Source organism: Nocardia sp. NPDC050710 (genome assembly GCF_040654375.1).
Classification (GTDB): Bacteria; Actinomycetota; Actinomycetes; order Mycobacteriales; family Mycobacteriaceae; genus Nocardia.
Map to the genome: position 1 here is coordinate 1272815 of NZ_JBFAHV010000001.1, position 20371 is coordinate 1293185.

Sequence of the window (20371 nt, forward strand, 5' to 3'; positions counted from 1 at the left end):
CGCGTGGTGCGCGGGCCGAACGACGCACCCACGAACTCGAGTGTGGTTGCGGCGGTGGACCTTATAACGGTGCGAGGGACCACCAGTCCGCGAGCCGGACATCGGCGGAGGGTTGGGCGGCTTGCGGGTGCTTCGAGGTGCCCGCGTGGCTGACGTAGAGCAGATAGTTGGCGCGGGTGGGGTCGTTCTCGAAACTGACGACCATCTTCGCCGTGTAGTAATAGGGCTGCAGGGGGCCGAGCGGATCCGCCACGATCCAGGTGTGCTGTGTGTGCGGCGCCCCGGCCTTGTGGCCCTGGGTCGCGGTGCTCAGCGGCAGCCTCGCGACGACGGCCCGTGCGGCGGCCGGTGACTCGTAGCCGAGGATGGTGTAGCTCATGTGGTCGGCATCGTTCACCTCACGCTCGCACTCCCAGGCGACGACCCACGAACTCGACCGCAGCGGTTCATCTTTCAGCCGGATACCGTCCGCGGGCCGCCGCGCGGTGCATTCGGAGTCCTGATACCCCTCGCCCCAGAGCCCGGAATCCTGCGGCAGCAAGTTCGGGAACGCGCGCCGGCTCGCCGCCAACGAATCCGCGTCCGGTACGGGCGAAGCCGCCGGCGGCATCGATGTCGCGGGCGAGGCGGCGGTATCGGCCGATGGCTCGGAGTCGATCACCAGCACCGCGATCAAACCCACCGCGACGACAACCATGACGGTCAGCCCGACGACCAGTACCGCGATCAGCCCCGAGTATCCACGGGACGGCCTCGGTGCCGGCGCACCGTGATTGGGGCCGTACTGCGGTGGATACCCCGGCGGCGGCACCACCGGCGGTTGCCCCGCCCCGACGGGGACCGGTAGTGGAGGAGCATCGGCGGGCCGAGCCGGCGGGGACGAGCCGACCGCCGAACCGGCCTCGACCGCGGGTACGGCATCGGGCGGTGAAGGCGCGGGTGTCCCCGCGCCCGCGGACGGCCGCTGCCCGACGCCCGGACCGGGAGCGGGCTCGTCCACGAGATCGGGACCACCCGATCCGGGTTCGGCCGCGGCGATCGGGTCCTGCTGTCCCACGTCGGGTCCGGCGGTTCCGTGCCCGGCGGCCACCGGATTCGCCGGTACGCCACCGGCATAACCCCGCACCGGTGGATTCTGCGGCGTACCTCCGGCATACCCCGATGCGGGTTGTGCGGCCACCTGGCCGTGCGGAACTGCCCCGGGGTAGCCGGGGGCCGCCGACACCGGTACCGGTCCGTGTGGCGCGGCGTATCCGGGCACCGGGTGCACCGGGATGGGCTGAGGCGGCGGAATGTGTTGTGCGGGTGGTGGAATCGGGCCCGGGTAAGGAGCGGTTTGCGGCGGCGGATAGGCGGGATTGACTGCCATCGTCGCGGCCGGAGGTTGGGGCGGCGGGACGGGTAGGCGCGGGCCGGATGTGGTGGTCAGCGCATGTTTGGCGGCCGCGGCGAACTCGGAGCAGGTGTTGTATCGGTGTTCGGGGCGCTTGGCCATACCCGCGGCGAGCACCGCGTCGAGGGCCGGGTTCAGGCCGGGGCGGCGGACGGCCAATGGCGGCAGGGCCAGTTGCAGATGGCCGCGGATGATGTCGGCGGGGTTGTCGGCATCGAACGGCCCGACACCGGCGAGCAGCCAGTACAGCGCGCAGGCCAGGGAGTACTGGTCGGAGCGGTGGTCGAGGTGGGCGCCGGTCATCTGCTCCGGCGAGGCGTAGGCCAGGGTGGCGGTGAACATGCCGGTCTGGGTGAGGTGGGTCGAGTCCTCACGCAGCCGTGCGATGCCGAAGTCGGTGAGGAAGACGCGTTCGCCCTGCCCGCCGACCGAACGGGCCAGCATGATGTTGGCCGGTTTGACATCGCGGTGCAGCACACCCTGGCCGTGGGCGTAATCCAGCGCTTCCGCGACTCCTTCGATGATCTGCACGGCCCGCTCCGGCGGCAGCGTCATCGGGTTCACGGCCGCCGCGTCGACGCCGTCGATGTACTGCATGGCAATCCACAGCTGATCGTGTTCGGAGCCGCGGTCGTACACGGTGACGATATTCGGGTGGTCGAGGTGCGCGGCGAGATCGGCCTCCCGCTCGAATCGGGCCCGCACCTCGGCGTCCGCGAACAGCTCCCGATTCAGCAGTTTGAGTGCGGTCTGCCGGGAGAAGCGCGGATGCCGGGCCAGGTACACCGAGCCCATGCCGCCCTGCCCGAGCAGGCGCTCGACGGTGTACCCCGCGAACACCTCACCGCTGTTCAGCAACGCCGCCCCCTTCCGTGAACCAGCACCCGGAATGAGCCTAGCGAGTGAGGTGCACGCACAATGCCTCCTCATCGACTCCAACAGCATCTCCGAGCCTACTCGGTGGCCGTCTGGCCACCGGATTTCGAATTCTCCGCGAAAATCGGCGAAACTATCTCCGAGACGTCCATCCTCGCGCCACCGTCCATGACGCGACCGAGGGTTGTCTCCGCCGCCCGGCGTTCGCCCGGATCGGCGTAACAGGTAGTTTTGCACCGCCGACGGGCAGCGGATCACGTGCTGGTGGTGGGGAGGACGCGGTGGTGAAGTCTGTGGGTGCGGTTCCGGGGTACAGATCGATGATGCGCGGTGTCGCCGTCGTGGCGCTGTTCGCGCTGGCCTCCTGTGCGCTGCTGCCGCAACGGCACGAACCGTCCAGCGCGCCGACGGTCACCGTCGCCACCGGCGGGAAGTGGCGTTCGGGCTGGACGGTCGCCCGTCCCGATTCGCTGGCGGCCGACTTCACCCAGCTGCAGCCTAATCTGCCCGGCCAGGTCGGTATGGCGATCATGCCGGTCGGCGGCGGCCGGATGACCGTTTTCGGTGACTGGACCACCGGCATCGCGTGGTCCACCATCAAGGTGCCGCTGGCCATCGCCGCGCTGCGGCACGACCCGGAGGGCGCGATGGGCGATGCGGAGGCGGCGATCACCGTCTCCGACAATGGTGCGGCGGCGGCGCTGTGGCAGTCGCTGGGCAACGGCCTCGAAGCGGCGCAGGCGGTCCAGGATGTGCTGGACGAGGCCGGTGACCTCAGTACCGGTGTGGCCGGGCCGCGAACGCGATTGGACTACAACTCGTTCGGCGAGACCGTGTGGACGCTCACCGAACAGGTCCGGTTCGCCTCGAAGCTGCCGTGCCTGGCGCAGACCGACACCGTGACCAGGCTGATGGGTGAGATCACACCGGAACAGGGCTGGGGCCTGGGCACCATCTCCGGCGCCGAGTTCAAAGGCGGCTGGGGGCCGGACGATGAGACCGGCGACTACCTGGTGCGCCAGTTCGGCCTGGTGCCGACCAATTCCGGTCAGGTCGCCATCGCCCTTGCCGCGCAGGCGGATTCGGGCACCTACGACGACGCCACGGTGCTGCTGAACCGGCTGGCCCGGCTGCTGGATCGGCATCTGGACGAGCTGCGCGGCGGCAAGTGCCCGCACTGATCCGCCCGCCGCGGCGCCCGGCGGCGCCAACGATCAGCCCGGTGTGACGAGCCCGGATTCGTAGGCGAGCACCACCGCCTGCGCCCGATCACGCAGCTCGAGTTTCGAGAAGACCTTGGACACATGGGTTTTCACGGTCTGCTCGGCGACGAACAGGGATTCGGCGATTTCGGTGTTGGACATGCCCTTGGCGATCAACTCCAGCACCTCCCGCTCCCTCGGCGTCAACGAGGCAAGGGCCGGTGCGGGTTTCGCCCGCGTCGCGGTGCGGCGGCGGGTGACGTCGGCGATGAGCCTACGGGTGACGGTGGGCGCCAGTAGCGCCTGCCCGTCGGCGACCACGCGGACCGCGCGCACCAGTTCTTCGGCGGGCGCGTCCTTCAACAGGAATCCGCTCGCGCCGAGACTCAGCGCCTCGTAGACGTAGTCGTCGATATCGAAGGTGGTGAGCATGAGCACCCGCACCGGCGGGTCGAATCCGGCGGCCAGGATGGCGCGGGCCGCGTCGAGTCCGTTCATCTCCGGCATCCGGACATCCATCAGCACCACATCCGGGCGCAGCCGCTTGGCTTCCGCCACCGCGATCTTCCCGTCCGGCGCGTCCCCTACCACGCTGATATCCGGTTGGGCGGCGAGCAGCGCGCCGAACCCCTGGCGCACCATCGCCTGGTCGTCGGCGATCAAAACCGTAATAGCCACGCGCCCAGGGTAATCTCCCCCGCGCCCCGGGTTACCGCGGAGCCGCGGGCAGCCCGTCGTCGCCGGCCGCGAGCAGCGGGTCCAGTGTTCCAGGGGTGCGGGGCAGGCGGGCCCGCACCTCGAAACCGCCGTCGGGGCTCGGATCGGCGGTGACCTCGCCGCCCGCCGCGAGGGCGCGGGCACGCATGCCCGCGATGCCGTGACCGCCGTTGCCGACGGGCCGGGCGGGGGTGGCGCCGGGGCCGTTGACGACGCGCAGGTGCAGTTCGATTCCGCAGGTGATGTGGACCCGCACGGGTGCACCGGGTGCGTGGCGGGAGGCGTTCGACAGGGATTCCTGGGCGATGCGGTACAGGGCGAGGCCGGTGGTCTCCGGGATGGCGGCGAGATCACCGTCGACGGTCCATTCGATCGCGACACCGGCCCGGCGCGCACCCTCGAACAGGCCGAATATGTCGGCGGCCTTCGGCTGCGGCGCGTGCTCGGGCAACTGCCCGTCGCTGCGCAGCACGCCGAGCATGCCGCGGATCTCGTTCAACGCCTCCCTGGCGGTCGCGCCGATGGAGTCGAATTCGGCGCGGGCCGCCGGGGTGACGCCGTCGACCCGGTAGGGCGCGGTCTGCGCCTGCACGACCACCAGCGACATGTGGTGGGCCACCACATCGTGCAGGTCGCGGGCGATGCGCGCCTTCTCCTCGAGGATCGCGCGGCGGGCCCGCTCCAGCTCGTTCTCCTCCTCCTGGCGCAGCAATTGCACGCGCGAGGAGACCAGCCAGCGCACCAGCAGCGCGAACAGCACCACCGCGGCCAACCCGATCGGCCAGCCCCAGGCCGCGCTCACACCGTCACCCGCGATGGTGGTGGCGAACAGCAGCGAGGTGGCGACCCAGGCGACCGCGACGATCTGCATCGAGGCGCGTAGTCCGACCGCGAACAGCAGGGCGATCAGCGACAGGATGTGCACCACCTGGAACGGCAGGTCGCTGCCCGGCTGATGCGGGATGGCCAGCGCGATGACCAGCGCCGATCCCGCCGAGATGGCCCAGCCCAGCGCCGGGTTGACCCGGATGAGCAGGATCGGGAACGCGGCCAGCGCGGCGATGAACGGCTGCACCGGTGGCGGAACCACGTGGGTGACATGCAGGGTCGGCCAGGCGACGGAGTAGAACACTGTGGCCGTGATCACCGTGAGCACATCGATCCACATGCGTACGGTCATCCGCCTGTACCAGGCACGCCTCTTCTGCTCCATGCCTACGACAGTAGAAACCCCCGTCGGTCTCGGCACTCATACCCACGGATGAATTCGCACCCCGTACCCCGGGGTGAGGCCGTGCCACCGCTCCCCCGGTGGCACGGCGGGGTAAACCGGACCTCGGCGGGAGGCGGGTGGGCGCGGCCGATTCCTAGCGTCGACGATCATGAGCACCCCGATCACCGCACGGCAGGCCGGCGCCGGATCAGCGGCCGCGCATTCCCCCGTTCGCCCCACCTCCGCCACGCCCCGGATCGCGATGCTGCGCCGCTGTGCCGCGGCGACGGCGGTGGCGTTGACCGTGATGACGGCTACCGTCACGCTGGCGCCGACGACCCGGGCGGCGACCGTCGAGCAGCCGGGTGTCGAGAATCCCTCGGCCGCAAGCGCGGTCGCCGCGCTCACCGCGGATGTTCCCGGTGCGGCCGCGGTGCTGCCCGCCGACTTCGCCGACGTGCTCGGGTACCGGCCCGGCACCGTCGACGGACTACTGGTGAATCCGAGTGGTGACTGCTCCTCACCGGTGCCGCTACCCGCCGAGTTCGATACCCCATGCAAGGCGCACGATCTCGGCTACGACCTGCTGCGCTACGCGGACCGCCGGGGCGAGCCGCTGGGTCCGTGGGCCCGCCAAGCCATCGACGCCACCTTGGACCGCCGGATGCAGGAGGCTTGCGTCGCTCGCGGCGACGCCTTCCATCGGGCAGGCTGCTTCACCATGGCCGCTATCGCCGATACGGTGGTGGATCTGAATTCCCGGCGCCAGCACTACGGCACACCGGTGGCCGAATCACTTTTCGGCGCAGCCGATTCCGGCGTGAGCGGATGGTTGATCGGCAGCATCGGGCTCGGCGTGACCGGGCTCGCCACACTGCTGGCATTCCTGCTCGGATCGCTCCGCCGCGGCCCCGGGGCGCAAGCGGCGACCGGCACGTGGCGCTGGAGTATCACCCCGAATTCCCCACGCGTGGCCGGAGCCCGGGCATGAGTGAACGAATCACGTCCCAGCGCGCCGCGCGCACGCCGAAGCCGAGCGTCTGCGAGGCCCGGGCATGAGCGAGGCGACGGTAGACCAGCGGCGCGCGATGACCACCGCCCTCGAACGGCTCGATGCCGCCACGGATTCCGCCCGCGCCGTCCGGCGTGAGCCGATGCGAGCCGGACGGGCGTCGACCTGGCCGGCCGATTCGGTGCGTCCACGCATCGGAACCACACTCTCGATCGGCATCGGCGCGCTGATCTCGTTGGCGCCGAGTCTGCTTCCGCGCACCGCGGGCGCCCAGGCGATTCTGACCGGTCTGCTCGTCGCGGTGTCGCTGGGGATCGCGGGAATTCTCCGATATGTGTTGCGACGCCGGAGTTTCGAGGTCAACCACCGCTTCGCGACCTACCGGCGCCCGTTGCTGGCGGTCACCGCACTGCTGATCATCGGCGCGGCCGCGCAGGCGGGCCACTGGCAGAACGGGCTGCGCGCCGCCATGGGCACCCCGCCGATCGGTCCGGGGTACTGGTTGCGCTGCGCGTTCGGCGCCGCGTTGATCCTCGCTTGCGGCACCGGGGTGGCCAGGAGCGCGCGGTGGATCTGTCGCAAGATCGGCCGGACGCGCGGGGTCGCGCTGACCGTGACGGCCGCGGCGGCGGGCTATCTGGTGCTGGTGCCCGCCGTGACCGGCTGGCGGCAGAACGCCTACGCGGCGGCCAACGCGCAGCTGGATCCCGGTCTGGTACAGCCTGTTTCGGATGCCAGATCGGGTAGTCCGGAGTCCGCGGTCAGCTGGTCCTCGCTGGGCGCGCAGGGCCGCAAGTTCATCGCGGGCACGCCCGTGGGCCAGGTGCGGGTCTACGTCGGGCTGGATTCCGCACCCGATCTGAATTCCCGTGTCGCACTGGCCATCCGAGAGATGGAGCGCTCGGGCGGCTTCGAACGATCGAATATCGTCGTCGCGGTGCCGACCGGGTCGGGCTGGATCGACGGTGACGCGGCGATCGGATTCGGGGAACGCTTCGGTGACGATGTCGCACTGGTCGGCCTGCAATACTCGTACGCGCCCAGCTGGGTCACCTTCGTTTTCGGGCGCGATGACGCGGTCGCCGCCGCGCGCGCCCTGTTCACCGCCGTCGAGGCCCGTATCGCCACCCTCGACCATCGGCCCCGGCTCTTCGTCTACGGCCAGAGCCTCGGCGCACTCGGCGGCAGTTCGATCTTCACCGACGACGCGGACCAGGATCGCCGTACCTGCGCCGTGCTCTGGGCGGGACCGCCCGCGGGCCGGGTGCACCGCGCGGGCGCGACCGTACTGGCCAATAGCTCCGACCCAGTGGTGCATTGGTCCCCCGCCCTGCTGTGGCGCGCACCCGATCCGACCGGCGTTCGGGTAGACGCCCCGGTCCCCCGGTGGCTGCCGGTCGTGAGCTTCGTGCAGACCACCGCCGATCTGCTCGCCGCGTTGAATGCGCCGCCGGGCCATGGCCATCGCTACGGCACCGATCAGGGCAGCGCACTCGGCGGCTGCTGACACCTTGCCCGCGGATAGAACTTGTTCTAGTTTGCTCTCATGGGCTTTGTCATCGACGCGGCGGTCTACATCGACGCCCCCGCCGACCTGGTGTGGCAGGTGATCACGGATTTCCCGCGCTACGGCGAGTGGAACCCCTTCGTGCCGGAATGTAAGAGCAGCCTGGTGCCGGGCGAGCCGATCGACATGCTCGTCAATGTCTCCGGCTCCGGTCCGCGCAAGCAACGGGAATGGATCCGCAGCCACACCCCGGGGCGGGAACTCAGCTACTCGATGAAGCCGGTACCGCTGGGCACCCTGCACAGTCTGCGCTCACACACCGTCACACCCGTCAATGACAACCGCACGCGGTACGAGTCGCATTTCGAACTGAACGGATGGTTCCATCCGGTGGTCGCAGCGGTCCTCGGCACGAACCTGCGCCGCGGCTTCGAAGGGATGACCGCGGGGATTCAGCGACAGGCGGAGGCACTGCGCACGCGGTGAGGCCGCGTCCATTTCCGGCCTGAGCGCACACTTTTCGGTCGCGACGGGATTCACCCACGGGTACCCGAAGGTTGTCGTTCGTTTGCTGACGACAGGTACGCTGCCGCGACGCCGTTGGTCAACTTTGGAGGCCGAAATGAGTCGATGGCCGGAGGCGAACTTCGCGCTGGACCGGACGTTGGTGACCGAAGCGTATCGGCGCGTGAGAGATACCCTCGCCGGCAGTCCGCTGCTCGTCACGGACGCGGCTGAGGTCGGCTTCTCCTTCGACGACCTCGACCGGCGGATGGCCAACGCACCCGACAGCCTCGACGGCGAGTCGCTGTGGGCCTGGCTCGACGGCCCCGACCAGTATCGGTGGGCGGCACTGTCCGTGCTCGTCGACGCCTACGAGCCGATGTCCACCGAGGCGCTTCAGCTCGCCGGTCGTGTAGTGGTGCCCGCATCGGGCGCCCCCGTCATCGCCGGCGACGTGCACATCGACGGGGACCTGATCCTGGAGGACCAGGCCATGGTGTTCGTGCTCGGCCGCCTGACCGTGACCGGCTCGCTCGTTGCCGAAGGGGCGGATTACTCGATGATCGGCGCCCGCGACATCGCCTGTCGCGACGGAGTGACCCCGGGCGAGGTGCTTGCCGTGGAAGCCATCCGATGCCCCGGGACCTTTCTGTTCTGGAACAACGACTATTCCTCGCGCGCACAGACCTACAGCGGGGGTGTGCTCGTCGATTTCGAGCGCCACAACATGTTCGGCCGCGTCGATGTGCAGAGGCGCCTGACCGACTGGGACTTCGCCGCCGCAGCGCGAGTTCTCGGCCTGGCCGAGGACGACGACATCACTACCGCGTACGCCGCCAAGCTTCTGCATACCGACGCCCAGGGCGATGCGTAGCGGCGCATGAGCGGTCGGCGCAACCCGTGGCGAGGCGAATGGATTTCACCTCGGATACGATCAGCGACGCCAAATTTCGCTACGTCTGCGAGGGCTGGGGACCGACACAGCTCCCGTACGGCGGCCAGCAGGGCTGTGCCAGACCCACACGGATCACAACACGGCCACACGTGCCGCGAAATGGGCGGCAACCCTCCCCCGACTCGGTGAACCTTCCGCCTGGGACTGGCCAGCGATAACGAAAGCGTCGAGCACACTCAACCGCCGCATCCGGCGAATGGCCATCGGCAAGATCGGTTCGCACCCGATACTCCCCACGCATAGCGATTCATTACCCACCACCGGCTCGAATACGAGTACCTCATGGGCATCCACGCAGTCCCACAGTGGGAATGAACGACGCACGAATCGGATCGGTGGCAGCGTGATCAGAAAGTTGCCGGTTATCAGCGCCTGGCGGACCAGTTCGACATCGTCTTGGGCGAAATCCGTACATCCATAGTGACAAGCATGAGTCCGGATGTCTTCCAGGACGGGGTGGTACTCACCGCCAGTGGCCGAGCAGGATCTGTTCGCTTCGACCTCGACAACAGCCGAATCTCGTGTGACGGTGAACCCTGGCAGGAGCCAGCTTCGACCGGGAATGCGAGAGCCAGCGGCGAGGTTGGCGAGTGAGTCCGGTGCCAACCGGATCGGTTCGACCGCTAGAGAACGGATTTCGCCGTGCGCACTCTTCGCGCCCTCCTGGCACTGCTGCTCGTCCTGCTGCCCACCACCATCGCGACGGCCGGTGTGAACCCACCGGAGCCGCCCGGATGGAGCGCGGCATGGACCACCTCCCCGCACCTGCCGAGCAAGAGTTTCGCCCCGAACTGGTCCCAGACCGGATTCGCGAATCAGACACTGCGGCAGGTCATCCGAGTCGCCGAGACGGGCGCCGCCGTCCGGGTGCGCCTGACCAACCGCTACGGAACCACTCCGCTGGCGGTGGCGGGCGCGACCATCGCGCGCAGTGTCGCGGACGGCGGTATTCGTCCGGAGTCCGTGCGGAACCTGACGGTCAGGCTGTCACCGACATTCCGGATCGCACCCGGCGCCGATATCGCCACCGATCCGGTAGCACTCGCACTGGCCCCGATGGAATCGGTGACCATCACCCTGTACCTGGCCGAGCCGACCGGCCCGGCCACCCAGCACGCACAGGCCATCGCGACCACCTATCGCGCCGAGGGCGATCACCGCGCGGACCCGACCGCCGACGCCTTCACCGAGACCACCCAGACGTGGTACTACCTGGCCGGTGTCGACGTCTTGAATCTGGTGCCGCGCCGCCGGAGCGTAGTGACCTTCGGCGACTCCATCACCGACGGCGTCGGATCGACGACCAACGCCGACAACCGATTCCCCGACGAATTGGCCGAGCGATTGGCCGCGAGCGGCAACCCCCGCGCGGTGCTGAACCAGGGCATCGGCGGCAACCGGGTGACCGTGGACTCCGATTGGCTGGGTGAGAGCGCACTGCGCCGCTTCCAGCGCGACGTACTCGATCAGCCGGGCGTCGGCACGGTGATCATCCTGGAGGGCACCAATGACATCGGCCTCAGCGCGGGCGCGCCGGAAATGGATGAGCCCGCGGTGCCGGTTTCGGCCGAGCAGCTCATCGCCGCGCACCGCAGCCTGATCGAGCGCGCCCGCGCCAAGGGTCTGCGCGTCATCGGCGCGACCCTGCTGCCGTTCCAGGGTTCGCCCTACTACTCCGAAGAGGCCGAGGCCAAACGCGACGCGCTCAACGAATGGATCCGCACCTCCGGCGCATACGACGCCGTAGTCGACCTCGCCGCCGCACTGGCCGACCCCGTCGACCCCCGCAGCTTGGCCCCCGCCTTCGACAGCGGCGACCACCTGCACCCCAGCGATGCCGGATATCACGCGATGGCGGCCGCGGTGAACCTCAGCGATCTCCGCTGATCGACCCGGGCCGGGCACGCAGGTAGTCCAGTGCGGCATCCAGGGCCGCGTCGGCGTAGGCCTCGGTGAGTCCACCGAGGCCCAGCGACCAGCGGCTCTGGATCGGGCTCAGTAGTAGATCCAGAGCCAGTTCCAGATCCAGATCCGCGCGCAGCTCGCCGGATCGCACTCCGGCGGCCAGACGCTCGGCGATGGCGGCGCGCTGCGGGAGCAGCAGGCGTTCCCGGTAGGCGGCGCCGAGGTCGGGGTCCTGCTGGATCTCGATGTACATGGCGCGCAGAAAGCTTTCGAAGCCGGGATCGGTGACCGCGGCGACCGAACCACGCATCAGGTCGCGGAGGTCGGCGCGGATATCGCCGGTATCCGGCAGCGCCAAACCGTCGGGGCCGGAATCGAGTTCGAGCATCGCGTCGAATACCACCGCACCCTTGGACGGCCACCAGCGGTAGATCGTCTGCTTGCCGACCCCGGCGCGGGCGGCGATCGCCTCGACGCTCAGCTTGCCGTACGGAAGCTCGCGAATGAGTTCGGCGGTGGCGGTCAGGATCGCGGCGCGGGCGCGTTCGCTGCGCCGGGCCGCGCTGGGTGTTTCGGGCATATCCCGACAGTACCTTAAACAAGACGAAACGTCTCGTCTTGACAAGAGGGCAACGGCTTGGCAGCATCTTCAAACGAGACGCAGCGTCTCGCGACGAAAGGACATCGCAATGACCCGAACCTGGTTCATCACCGGAGCCAACCGCGGCCTCGGCCGCGCCTTCACCACCGCCGCTCTGGCGCAGGGCGACCGGGTCGTCGCGACGGCCCGTGACCCCCGGACCATGGCCGACCTGGTCGACGACCGGCTGACGGTGCTGCCGTTGGATGTCCGCGACCGCGATCAGGCATTCGCCACCGTGAATACGGCTTTCGAGAAGGCCGGCACGATCGATGTGATCGTCAACAATGCCGGCTACGGCATGGTCGGCGCCATCGAAGAGCTCACCGAGGCCCAGATCCGCGATCAGATGGAGACCAATTTCTATGGGGCCCTCTGGGTCTCGCAGGCCGCGACACCGCATCTGCGCAAGCAGGGCACGGGGCATATCGTGCAGATCTCGACGGTCGGGGCGGTCGGCAGCCTGCCGCTGTTCGGCATGTACAACGCGAGTAAGTGGGCGCTGGAGGGCTTCAGTGCCTCACTCGCGGATGAACTGCGACCCTTCGGTATCCACGTCACCCTCGCCCAGATGGGCGGATTCGATACCGATTGGGCGAAATCGAGTATGAAATTCGGCGCCGGATTACCCGCCTACGAGCCACAGCGGTCCGCCATCCTCGGCATGCCGGACTACCCGACCCCGGAGATTCTCGCCGCGCTACTCGAATCCACCGAGGACACCACCGAATCCACCGAGGCGGAGCCGGAATGGCAGGAGGCGGCCCCGGAAGTCGCGGCCCAGGGCCTGATCGCACTGATCGAGATGCCGAATCCACCGCTGCGCAAGGTGATCGGTCCCGGCGCGCACCAGATGGTGGCCATGGCACTCGACCAGCGTCGCCAGGACTATCTGACCGATCCCGAATTCACCTGGCCCGGTTCGACTCCCCGCGACCTCGAGCCGGACCCGGGTGCGGCGTCGGCGACCGACTGACATATCCGCGGCGAGTCGGCCGGTATGCCCACCTGCCCGCGGCACCGCGGGCAGGTGGGCACGTCGCGTCAGGCGATGGCGCCGCGGGCCGCTTCGTAGGCCGCGCCCACCCGGTACAGGCGGTCATCCGCCAACGCGGGGGCCATGATCTGGAAGCCGACCGGCATACCGTCGTCCTCGCTCAGCCCGGACGGCACCGACATGGCCGGATGACCGGCCAGGTTGGTGGGCAGGGTGCACAGATCCGACAGGTACATGGCCAGCGGATCGTCGACCTTCTCACCCAGCTTCCACGGGGTGAACGGGCTGGTCGGCGAGACCAGCACGTCGACCTGCTCGTAGGCCTTGTCGAAGTCCCGGGTGATGAGCGTGCGGACCTTGAGCGCCTGGCCGTAGTAGGCGTCGTAGTAGCCCGCCGACAGCGCGTAGGTGCCGATCATGATGCGGCGCTTGACCTCGGGGCCGAATCCGGCGGCGCGGGTGGCCGCCATGACCTGCTCGGCGCTGTGCCGACCGTCGTCGTCGACGCGCAGGCCGTAGCGCATCGCGTCGAAGCGGGCCAGGTTCGAGGACACCTCGCTCGGCATCACCAGGTAGTACGCCGACAACGCGTATTCGAAGTGCGGGCAGGAGACCTCGACCACCTCGGCGCCCAGCTCCTGTAGCACCGCGACCGCGGCGTCGAAGGAGGCGATCACGCCCGGCTGATAGCTGTCGGAGTGCAGTTCCTTGACCACACCGACTTTCACTCCACGAAGATCGCCCTCGGCTCCCGAGCGCGCGGCGGCCACCACCGGGGGCACCGGCACATTGCGGGAGGTCGAGTCGCGCGGGTCGTAGCCCGCGATCACCTCGTGCAGCAGCGCGGTGTCCAGCACGGTGCGACCGCACGGACCACCCTGATCCAGCGAGGACGCGCAGGCGACCAGACCGAAACGCGACACCGTGCCGTAGGTCGGCTTGGTGCCGACAGTCGCCGTCACCGCGGCGGGCTGACGGATGGAGCCACCGGTATCGGTGCCGATGGCCAGCGGCGCCTGGTGCGAGGCCAACGCGGCCGCCGAACCACCGCCCGAGCCGCCCGGGATCCGGCTGGTGTCCCACGGGTTGCGGGTGGGGCCGTAGGCCGAGTTCTCGGTGGAGGAGCCCATGGCGAACTCGTCCATATTGGTCTTACCGAGAATCGGGATGCCCGCGGCGCGCAGACGCGCGGTGACGGTGGCGTCGTACGGCGAGACCCAGCCCTCGAGGATTTTCGAAGCGCAGGTGGTCGGCGCGTCCGTCGTGGTGAAGACGTCCTTGAGCGCCAACGGAACTCCGGCCAGCGGCGAGGCGGGCGCCTCGCCCGCGGCCAGCGCGGCGTCGACCGCGGCGGCGGCCGACAGCGCCTGCTCACCGGAGATGTGCAGGAACGCGTGGATCTCGCCATCCGCCTCGGCGATCCGATCCAGATGCGCCTGGGTGACCTCCACGGAGGAGATCTCGCGGGCATGGATCCGGTCGGCGAGTTCGGCCGCGGTGCGCAGCGTCAGGTCCTGCCCACCCGTCGAATCACTACCCGATGCCGCGCTCATTCGCCCTCTCCCAGGATCTGCGGAACCATGAACCGCTGTTCGTCCACCGCGGGCGCACCGGACAGCGCCTCCCGCGGGGTCAAGCACGGCTGCACGTCGTCGGCGCGGGTGACATTGGTCGCCGGATTCGGCGACGAGGTGGGTGGGACATCCGCGGCGGCGACCTCGGAGATGGTCCGCACGTGGCTCAGGATCGAATCCAGCTGACCGGCGAACTGATCCAGTTCGGCATCGGACAGCGCGAGCCGGGACAGCCGGGCGAGGTGTGCGACCTCGTCGCGGGAGATGGCGGGCACCGCGGGACCCCTTTCGGCATGGTTGAGCGTAAAGAAATCGGCCACCGGACAGCCTAGCGGGCGACGCCCGACCGACCTCGATCGCGCTCGGAATCCGACGACACACCCCCGCAACTAGAGCGACACGCCGCTTCGAAGCGAAATCGCCGCGTGGCGTTCGTCACTGGACGCCCTTCGAGTCGATAACGGACGCTGGGGGGTGTAAATATTGCCAGACCCGGGTATCCGTTCACCAGGCTCGGCCGGCCAGAGGAAAGGAACGCGCGTGTCATACCTGCTCCGCGTGCAACTTCCGGATCGCCCGGGAAGCCTCGGCGCACTCGCGCTCGCATTGGGCTCCGTCGGCGCAGACATCCTTTCGCTGGATGTGGTGGAGCGCGGGGCAGGCTTCGCGGTCGACGATCTCGTCGTGGAGGTGCCACCCAACGCATTGCCGGATACCCTGATCACCGCCGCGGAATCGCTCGGTGATGTGCATGTGGACTCCATCCGCCCGTATTCCGGCGTGCTGGACACCCACCGCGAACTCGAATTGATCGACCACGTCGCCAGCGCCCGTGACGACCGCCTACAGGTGCTCGTGGATGGCGTGCCCCGGGTGCTGCGTGTCGGCTGGAGCACGGTCATCGATATGGGTCCGCAGGGCGCCTACCGGTTGGTCGGCAGTCAGAGCGCCCCGCAGACCCAGGCCGGTTCGGCTCCGTGGATGCCGCTCGAGAAGCCCGTCGTACTCGACCCCGAGGCCGACTGGGTCCCGCAGATCTGGCGCGATATGGACACCAAGCTCGCCGCCGCACCCCTCGGCAACACCGGCAAGGTGCTCTTGCTCGGCCGACCCGGCGGACCCGATTTCCGCCCCTCCGAGGTGGCGCGCCTGGGTTATCTGGCGGGGATCGTCGCCACCGTCCTCGGCTGAGAACACCGCGCCCGCCCCGACCGCCGCGCTGTCGATATCAGTTGTCGCATCGGACAGCTCGCATGCCTGTCAGCCGCGCGGCAGCTCCAGGCGCAGCACGGTGAGGAGTTCGCCCGCATCGGTAATCCAATCGCGGTCCGGTGCGGGGACGAAACCGTAGCGGTCGTAGATGCGGCGGGCATCGACCATGGCGGACATCGTCGTGAGGACGACCGCATCGCGCCCTTCGGCAACGGCCATCTCGATCACGGTGCGCACCAATGTGGTTCCGGCGCCGAAACCGCGTGCCCGCTTCGAGACCGCGAGCATCCGGAATTCGAGCTCACCGGGGCGGGCGATCTCGGCATACGGCGCGCCCGCGCGGGCCACCGTGAGCGACCCGACAATCCGGTCCGCCTGCACCGCCACCAGCACCTGCGCGGCGGAAGCACGGTGCACGGTGTCGGCCAGTTGCGCCGCGTACGGACTGCCGGACCGGACATATCCTTCGCCCACGTAGACGTCGACGGTCAGTTCGCCGACCGCGTCGTATTCCTCGGGACGGGCCGTCCGGACAACGACCGCGGAGTCCATTTCACCCATGTCCGCATCCTGCCACCCACCGCACCGCCGCTCGCCGTGCGCCCAGAGCCGATGAGCCGTACGCCACAGCCCAATATCGGTCGGCGACCCGGGCCGACAATTCGCCCGGCGTGCGACATCAGGATCCGAGGCCGGGCCGGCCGCCCGGGTGCATGATCTGCCAGCGATCCGGTTTACCCGCGGGATAGATCACCGGGATGTAGTCGCCAATGGTGGGCCACTGGTTCACATCCCACGCGAAGCGGCCGTACACGACCTGGCCCGGCACCGACGGCCCGGTCAGATTTCCGGTGATCGTCACGTACTGCTCGCCCTCGGCGTCGGGCCGCGGGCTGACACCGGTGACGTAGAGCGAACCGTTCTCCGGCTGCGCGGTCCGGAATCCGCCGAGCCCGCGACCGCGCAGGTAGATCACGAGCCAGGCGACCAGCGCCATGGACATGATCACCAACATTGCGATTTCCAGCATGCCCACCACTGTATTGGGCGGCGCCGGGACTACAGCGCCGCGAGTTCGCTGACACCCGCCTCGGTGCGGCGGACCTGCCAGACCGCGGTGCGGGTGCGCTGCGAGCGACCGTTGCCGCGATCGATCAGGGCCCGATTGTCGGTGGTGAAGACCAGTTGGGCGCCATGGGTATTGGTTTCCGGATTCTGGAAGAGCTGGATCAGGCGATCGGTCTGCTCGGCCTGGAGTTGCGCGCCGATATCGTCGATCACCAGCACCAGACCCTGATCGAGCGCGTCCAACATGGTCGGCAGCAGGCGCAGCAGCGCGACGGTGGCGGCGGACTCGTCGGCGATATCGAATGGTGTGTCGATGCCCGTATGCACCAGGTTCAGCCCGACACCGCGGCGGGCGACCATGCGGGAGTAGAGCGCGTCGCGGGCGGCGCGGAGGTTGGCGAGCTCGCGTTCGAGCACCAGCGGGGTGAGGCCGTTGTCCCGCAGCAGCCGGTCCGCGTGGGCGGGCGAACCGGCGCACAGCTCGACCTGTTCGGCGGTCCCGGCGATATCGGCGTCGAGTTCGCGCAGATAGTCGGCGTACATCGGATCGTGCTCGGCGATCAGCACATCGGTGATGCCCAATTCCGCGGCCCGCAGCAAGAGCAACAGCCGCGCGGCGTTCTCCGGCGAACGAGAGATGTGACCGCCGAGGCGGCGCGCGACTTCGGTCGGCTCCGGCGCGCCTCGCTGCACCTCGAGCATGGACGAGAACCACCGGTAGGCGGGCACCAGCGCCTCGGCGTACATCTGCCCGGCGAGGCTGAGCAGCAACGCATTCGGGCGTACCAGCGGAACCAGCGCGGTAATGCCGTAGCGCGCGGCCTCGAACATCGGCCCGACCTTGATCTGTTCGCCGATCCGCTCGAAGACGATCCGCTTGCGCGAGCGCGGATGCGTATGCAGCCATTCCGCCGTCACATCGGCGTTGTCCACCGAGAATCCGTAGGTGTACGGCACCCCCTCGGCCACGAAACCGGCTACGAATTCCGTTGGCCGATCCGGGAACCCGAGATGTGGGGCACGCACCGGCCCGGCATACGGATCCCATCCGGTGACCGAATGCAGCACCGCGTCGCGCATCTGCGCGAGCGCGTCGATCAGGCTCGTCTTCCCCGCGGCAGGCCCGCCGTGAATCGCCGTCACCGGTACCGCGACCGGCCCACTCCCCCGGTACAGCCGCAGCTCCTGCCGTTCGGCCAGCGATCTGTGGTTGGTCACCTGAAAACTCCGCAGCATGCCGCCATACTTCCGGCTGCGGTGCGCGATAGCGACATCACCCCCTCCCGACCGCCGAGTCGGCCATACGCTGGGACAAGCGTTTCGATGAGCGTTAGCATGCTGGGCGCGGCAGGTTTGCCGCGCGGTCCGCGAATGTCGAATGGATGAGGGTAGCGATGGGAAATACGGTTCGTCGTCTAGTGGTCCGCGGCTCCCTTGCCGCACTCGGCGCGGGTTCGGTGGTTTTCCTCGCGCCGCAGGCGATCGCCGAGGCGCCCTGCCCGGACGGGACCGCGCGGGTCTTCCTGAACGACTCCACCAATACCTGCCAGAGCGCGGGCACCGTCGAGTACTCGCAGCCCTGGGCCAGCAAGATCTGTTCGATGGGCTCGGCCAAGGTCGTCATCGACACCACCGGCAAGCGCCGGATCAATAAGAAGCACATCGAGCTGGACCCCGGCCACTGCACCCGCCTGGAGCTCGACGGCCAGCAGAGCGCCACCGTCCAGGTCATTCCCGTCTAGCGGCGCTGTCGAGGCGGTCCTGTCGCGCCGAAACGAGGAGCCGGGCCGTCGATCCGGGTCAGTGCGGGTTCAGCAGTAGCGCGCTGTCGCCGAATTCGTGCCAGAGATAGCCCGTGTCGAGTGCGGCGGCGTAGGCCGCGCACACGGTATCGGCCCCGGCGACCGCGACCAGCAGGTCCAGGTGCGATGCCCCGGGCGCGTGCCAGCCGGTGATCAAGCCGTCGACCACGCGGGCGGGGTGATCGGCGCCGAGAACGAGTTCGGTCCAACCCGAGGCAGGCCGAATCCGGCCGGACGGGTCCGCGGCGGACTCCAGCGCCCGGGTGACGGTGGTGCCGACGGCGATAACCCGCCCGCCCGCGGCCCTGGTGTCGTTCACCGAGCGGGCGGTAGCGGCCGGAACGGCGAAACGTTCTGGACTCGGTGGTTCGCCCGCCTCCGGTGAGGAGACACCGGTATGCAGGGTGATCGGGGCGACGCCGACACCGGAGGTGAGCAGGTCCAGCACCAGACGATCGGTGAACGGGCGTGCGGCGCTCGGCATCTCCGCGCTGCCCGGAATGCGCCCGAAGACCGTGGTGTAGTACGACTCCGACCAACGGTGCGGCACATACGAATAGGTGATCGGATGGCCGTGCGCCGTCATCAACACACGCGGGTCGATGTTCGCATCCGCGATCCACAGGCGCCGCGCCCGCGGCAGCCAGGGTGCACGCAGGACGACTCGCGCGCCGTCCGGCAGCCGCAGCACCGTACCAGGCGCGAGCGCCCGGTCCGGGAAGGGCGTGCGCCCGGGCGATCGCACCTCGACCACCCAACTCCCGTCGTCCAACCAGGTCGAGAAGTGCACCGCGACGGGCAGTTCGCCGATCCGGCCGTCCACCGCCGCCGACAGTGTGGCCGAATTGTTGACCACCACAAGGTCGCCCGCACGCAGGTGCCGCGGTAGCTCGCGGAATCGCGCGTGCGTCAGCCCCTCGTCCGCCACCAGCAGACGCACCTCGTCGCGCGCCAGTCCACGCGCCTCGGGCGGGGCCGTCGCATTGCGCTCCGGCGGCAGGGTGAAGGACCGGTCGGCCATGACAACGGTCATCGCATGATCCGGGTGGCGAAGTCGGCCGCGGTGTAGCGGGCGTTCTTGGGTCTTTCTTCGATCAGCCGGAGCAGCGCGGGGACGACGGTCTCCGGTTCGGGGCGGTCGGAGATGTCCTCGTCCGGGAATGCGGCCTGATGCATCTCGGTGCGCATATCCCCGGGGTCGAACGCGTAGATCGACAAGTCAGGATGCTCGGCGCCGAGGATGGCGGTGAGCTGATCGAGTGCGGCCTTGGACGAGCCGTAGCCGCCCCATTGCGGATAGGGTTCGACACCGGCGTCGGAACTGATATTCACCACCACGCCGTCGGGTGCCAGCACCGGCAGTACTCGCTGTAGCACCGCCAGTGGCGCAATGACATTGGTGCGGTACACGCGCTCGAGTTCGTCGAGCGGATAGTCGGCGAGTCGCGGCAGCGGACTCGGTCCGAGGCGGCTGGCGTTATTCACGACCAGGTCGAGTGATCCGGTATCGCGTGCGATCGCGGCCAGCCGGGCGCGATGCTCCGGATCGGTGATGTCGCCGGGGACGGCCAAAAAGGCCGCGCCGAGTTCGGCGTGTACCTGCTCGAGCCGGTCGGCGCGGCGCGCGGTACCGATCACCCGCCAGCCGCGCTGGACCAGCGCGCGGCTGAGGGCCCGGCCGAATCCGGCCGAGGCACCGGTGATCACGGCGGTGCGGCGGTGCGTCATGTCGATCTCCTGATAGTCGCCCGTGGTGCGACCACCGCCGTCGCCCGCAACCCACCGGACCACGAG

At 69.0% G+C, this 20371-nt stretch carries 20 protein-coding genes; 9 read left to right on the plus strand and 11 right to left on the minus strand.

Annotation, left to right across the window (positions count from 1 at the left end; genetic code table 11):
- Window positions 1-61 precede the first annotated feature (61 nt).
- Window positions 62-2251 carry a protein kinase gene (locus AB0H61_RS05955; protein WP_357299700.1) on the minus strand — a complete coding sequence of 730 codons (2190 nt, stop codon included), beginning with the start codon at window positions 2249-2251 and terminating at the stop codon, window positions 62-64.
- 302 nt (window positions 2252-2553) lie between these two features.
- Here AB0H61_RS05955 and AB0H61_RS05960 point away from each other — a divergent pair, with 302 nt between their 5' ends.
- Window positions 2554-3450, plus strand: a complete 897-nt coding sequence (locus tag AB0H61_RS05960; RefSeq protein WP_357299702.1) for a hypothetical protein — start codon at window positions 2554-2556, stop codon at window positions 3448-3450.
- 33 nt (window positions 3451-3483) lie between these two features.
- On the opposite strand, the gene AB0H61_RS05965 is transcribed toward AB0H61_RS05960, so the two are convergent.
- Both AB0H61_RS05965 and AB0H61_RS05970 read right to left on the minus strand, forming a co-directional pair.
- On the minus strand, window positions 3484-4149 hold the full coding sequence (locus tag AB0H61_RS05965) for a response regulator transcription factor (protein ID WP_357299704.1): 666 nt from the start codon (window positions 4147-4149) through the stop codon (window positions 3484-3486).
- A 31-nt stretch (window positions 4150-4180) separates the two neighbouring features.
- Window positions 4181-5368 carry a sensor histidine kinase gene (locus AB0H61_RS05970; protein ID WP_357299932.1) on the minus strand — a complete coding sequence of 396 codons (1188 nt, stop codon included), beginning with the start codon at window positions 5366-5368 and terminating at the stop codon, window positions 4181-4183.
- 295 nt (window positions 5369-5663) lie between these two features.
- On the opposite strand from AB0H61_RS05970, the gene AB0H61_RS05975 reads away from it, so the two are divergent.
- The 5 genes from AB0H61_RS05975 (at window position 5664) to AB0H61_RS05995 (ending at window position 11266) form a co-directional block, all read left to right on the plus strand.
- Window positions 5664-6392, plus strand: coding sequence for a hypothetical protein (locus tag AB0H61_RS05975; protein ID WP_357299934.1), 729 nt, complete (start codon window positions 5664-5666; stop codon window positions 6390-6392).
- A gap of 64 nt (window positions 6393-6456) precedes the next feature.
- A complete protein-coding gene (locus AB0H61_RS05980) occupies window positions 6457-7920 on the plus strand; it encodes an alpha/beta-hydrolase family protein (RefSeq protein WP_357299706.1) in 1464 nt (487 codons plus the stop codon).
- Window positions 7921-7959: 39 nt separating this feature from the next.
- Window positions 7960-8406 (plus strand): SRPBCC domain-containing protein, encoded by a 447-nt coding sequence (locus AB0H61_RS05985; protein ID WP_357299708.1) that lies wholly within the window; start codon window positions 7960-7962, stop codon window positions 8404-8406.
- A 136-nt stretch (window positions 8407-8542) separates the two neighbouring features.
- A complete protein-coding gene (locus AB0H61_RS05990; RefSeq protein WP_357299710.1) occupies window positions 8543-9298 on the plus strand; it encodes a hypothetical protein in 756 nt (251 codons plus the stop codon).
- Between the two features lie 723 nt (window positions 9299-10021).
- Window positions 10022-11266 (plus strand): SGNH/GDSL hydrolase family protein, encoded by a 1245-nt coding sequence (locus AB0H61_RS05995; RefSeq protein WP_357299713.1) that lies wholly within the window; start codon window positions 10022-10024, stop codon window positions 11264-11266.
- Here the strand turns inward: AB0H61_RS05995 and AB0H61_RS06000 are convergent.
- Window positions 11250-11864, minus strand: a complete 615-nt coding sequence (locus AB0H61_RS06000) for a TetR/AcrR family transcriptional regulator (protein WP_357299715.1) — start codon at window positions 11862-11864, stop codon at window positions 11250-11252. The genes AB0H61_RS05995 and AB0H61_RS06000 overlap by 17 nt on opposite strands.
- A 109-nt stretch (window positions 11865-11973) precedes the next feature.
- Between AB0H61_RS06000 and AB0H61_RS06005 the strand changes: the two genes are divergently transcribed.
- Window positions 11974-12900 carry an SDR family NAD(P)-dependent oxidoreductase gene (locus AB0H61_RS06005; RefSeq protein ID WP_357299718.1) on the plus strand — a complete coding sequence of 309 codons (927 nt, stop codon included), beginning with the start codon at window positions 11974-11976 and terminating at the stop codon, window positions 12898-12900.
- A gap of 68 nt (window positions 12901-12968) precedes the next feature.
- On the opposite strand, the gene gatA is transcribed toward AB0H61_RS06005, so the two are convergent.
- Window positions 12969-14474, minus strand: a complete 1506-nt coding sequence (gatA, locus tag AB0H61_RS06010) for an Asp-tRNA(Asn)/Glu-tRNA(Gln) amidotransferase subunit GatA (protein ID WP_357299721.1) — start codon at window positions 14472-14474, stop codon at window positions 12969-12971.
- Complete coding sequence (gatC, locus tag AB0H61_RS06015) at window positions 14471-14770, minus strand: Asp-tRNA(Asn)/Glu-tRNA(Gln) amidotransferase subunit GatC (protein WP_357299935.1); 300 nt, start codon at window positions 14768-14770, stop codon at window positions 14471-14473. The genes gatA and gatC overlap by 4 nt, the downstream gene beginning before the upstream one ends.
- Before the next feature lie 265 nt (window positions 14771-15035).
- Here gatC and AB0H61_RS06020 point away from each other — a divergent pair, with 265 nt between their 5' ends.
- On the plus strand, window positions 15036-15686 hold the full coding sequence (locus tag AB0H61_RS06020; RefSeq protein WP_357299724.1) for an amino acid-binding protein: 651 nt from the start codon (window positions 15036-15038) through the stop codon (window positions 15684-15686).
- A gap of 69 nt (window positions 15687-15755) precedes the next feature.
- On the opposite strand, the gene AB0H61_RS06025 is transcribed toward AB0H61_RS06020, so the two are convergent.
- From AB0H61_RS06025 to AB0H61_RS06035, 3 genes are all read right to left on the minus strand, one after another.
- The gene (locus AB0H61_RS06025) at window positions 15756-16268 is read right to left on the minus strand and encodes a GNAT family N-acetyltransferase (protein WP_357299727.1); all 513 of its coding nucleotides are present in this window, start codon (window positions 16266-16268) and stop codon (window positions 15756-15758) included.
- 118 nt (window positions 16269-16386) lie between these two features.
- Window positions 16387-16737: a hypothetical protein gene (locus tag AB0H61_RS06030; RefSeq protein ID WP_357299730.1), complete on the minus strand. Its 351-nt coding sequence runs from the start codon at window positions 16735-16737 to the stop codon at window positions 16387-16389.
- Between the two features lie 29 nt (window positions 16738-16766).
- Entirely contained in the window at window positions 16767-17993 is a 1227-nt protein-coding gene (locus tag AB0H61_RS06035) for an ATP-binding protein (RefSeq protein WP_357299732.1), read from the minus strand.
- Between the two features lie 176 nt (window positions 17994-18169).
- On the opposite strand from AB0H61_RS06035, the gene AB0H61_RS06040 reads away from it, so the two are divergent.
- Window positions 18170-18517 carry a hypothetical protein gene (locus tag AB0H61_RS06040; RefSeq protein WP_357299735.1) on the plus strand — a complete coding sequence of 116 codons (348 nt, stop codon included), beginning with the start codon at window positions 18170-18172 and terminating at the stop codon, window positions 18515-18517.
- Between the two features lie 58 nt (window positions 18518-18575).
- Here the strand turns inward: AB0H61_RS06040 and AB0H61_RS06045 are convergent, their stop codons facing one another.
- The gene (locus AB0H61_RS06045; RefSeq protein WP_357299738.1) at window positions 18576-19610 is read right to left on the minus strand and encodes an S-adenosylmethionine:tRNA ribosyltransferase-isomerase; all 1035 of its coding nucleotides are present in this window, start codon (window positions 19608-19610) and stop codon (window positions 18576-18578) included.
- Complete coding sequence (locus AB0H61_RS06050) at window positions 19607-20305, minus strand: SDR family NAD(P)-dependent oxidoreductase (protein WP_357299937.1); 699 nt, start codon at window positions 20303-20305, stop codon at window positions 19607-19609. The genes AB0H61_RS06045 and AB0H61_RS06050 overlap by 4 nt, the downstream gene beginning before the upstream one ends.
- Between the last annotated feature and the right edge of the window lie 66 nt (window positions 20306-20371).

Coding starts and splice junctions, on each gene's coding strand:
- AB0H61_RS05970 (WP_357299932.1), bottom strand. CDS start 5,368: ATGACCGTACGCATGTGGATCGATGTGCTCACGGTGATCACGGCCACA.
- AB0H61_RS05975 (WP_357299934.1), top strand. CDS start 5,664: ATGCTGCGCCGCTGTGCCGCGGCGACGGCGGTGGCGTTGACCGTGATG.
- AB0H61_RS05980 (WP_357299706.1), top strand. CDS start 6,457: ATGAGCGAGGCGACGGTAGACCAGCGGCGCGCGATGACCACCGCCCTC.
- AB0H61_RS05985 (WP_357299708.1), top strand. CDS start 7,960: ATGGGCTTTGTCATCGACGCGGCGGTCTACATCGACGCCCCCGCCGAC.
- AB0H61_RS05990 (WP_357299710.1), top strand. CDS start 8,543: ATGAGTCGATGGCCGGAGGCGAACTTCGCGCTGGACCGGACGTTGGTG.
- AB0H61_RS06000 (WP_357299715.1), bottom strand. CDS start 11,864: ATGCCCGAAACACCCAGCGCGGCCCGGCGCAGCGAACGCGCCCGCGCC.
- AB0H61_RS06005 (WP_357299718.1), top strand. CDS start 11,974: ATGACCCGAACCTGGTTCATCACCGGAGCCAACCGCGGCCTCGGCCGC.
- gatA (WP_357299721.1), bottom strand. CDS start 14,474: ATGAGCGCGGCATCGGGTAGTGATTCGACGGGTGGGCAGGACCTGACG.
- AB0H61_RS06025 (WP_357299727.1), bottom strand. CDS start 16,268: ATGGGTGAAATGGACTCCGCGGTCGTTGTCCGGACGGCCCGTCCCGAG.
- AB0H61_RS06030 (WP_357299730.1), bottom strand. CDS start 16,737: ATGCTGGAAATCGCAATGTTGGTGATCATGTCCATGGCGCTGGTCGCC.
- AB0H61_RS06040 (WP_357299735.1), top strand. CDS start 18,170: ATGGGAAATACGGTTCGTCGTCTAGTGGTCCGCGGCTCCCTTGCCGCA.
- AB0H61_RS06045 (WP_357299738.1), bottom strand. CDS start 19,610: ATGACCGTTGTCATGGCCGACCGGTCCTTCACCCTGCCGCCGGAGCGC.
- AB0H61_RS06050 (WP_357299937.1), bottom strand. CDS start 20,305: ATGACGCACCGCCGCACCGCCGTGATCACCGGTGCCTCGGCCGGATTC.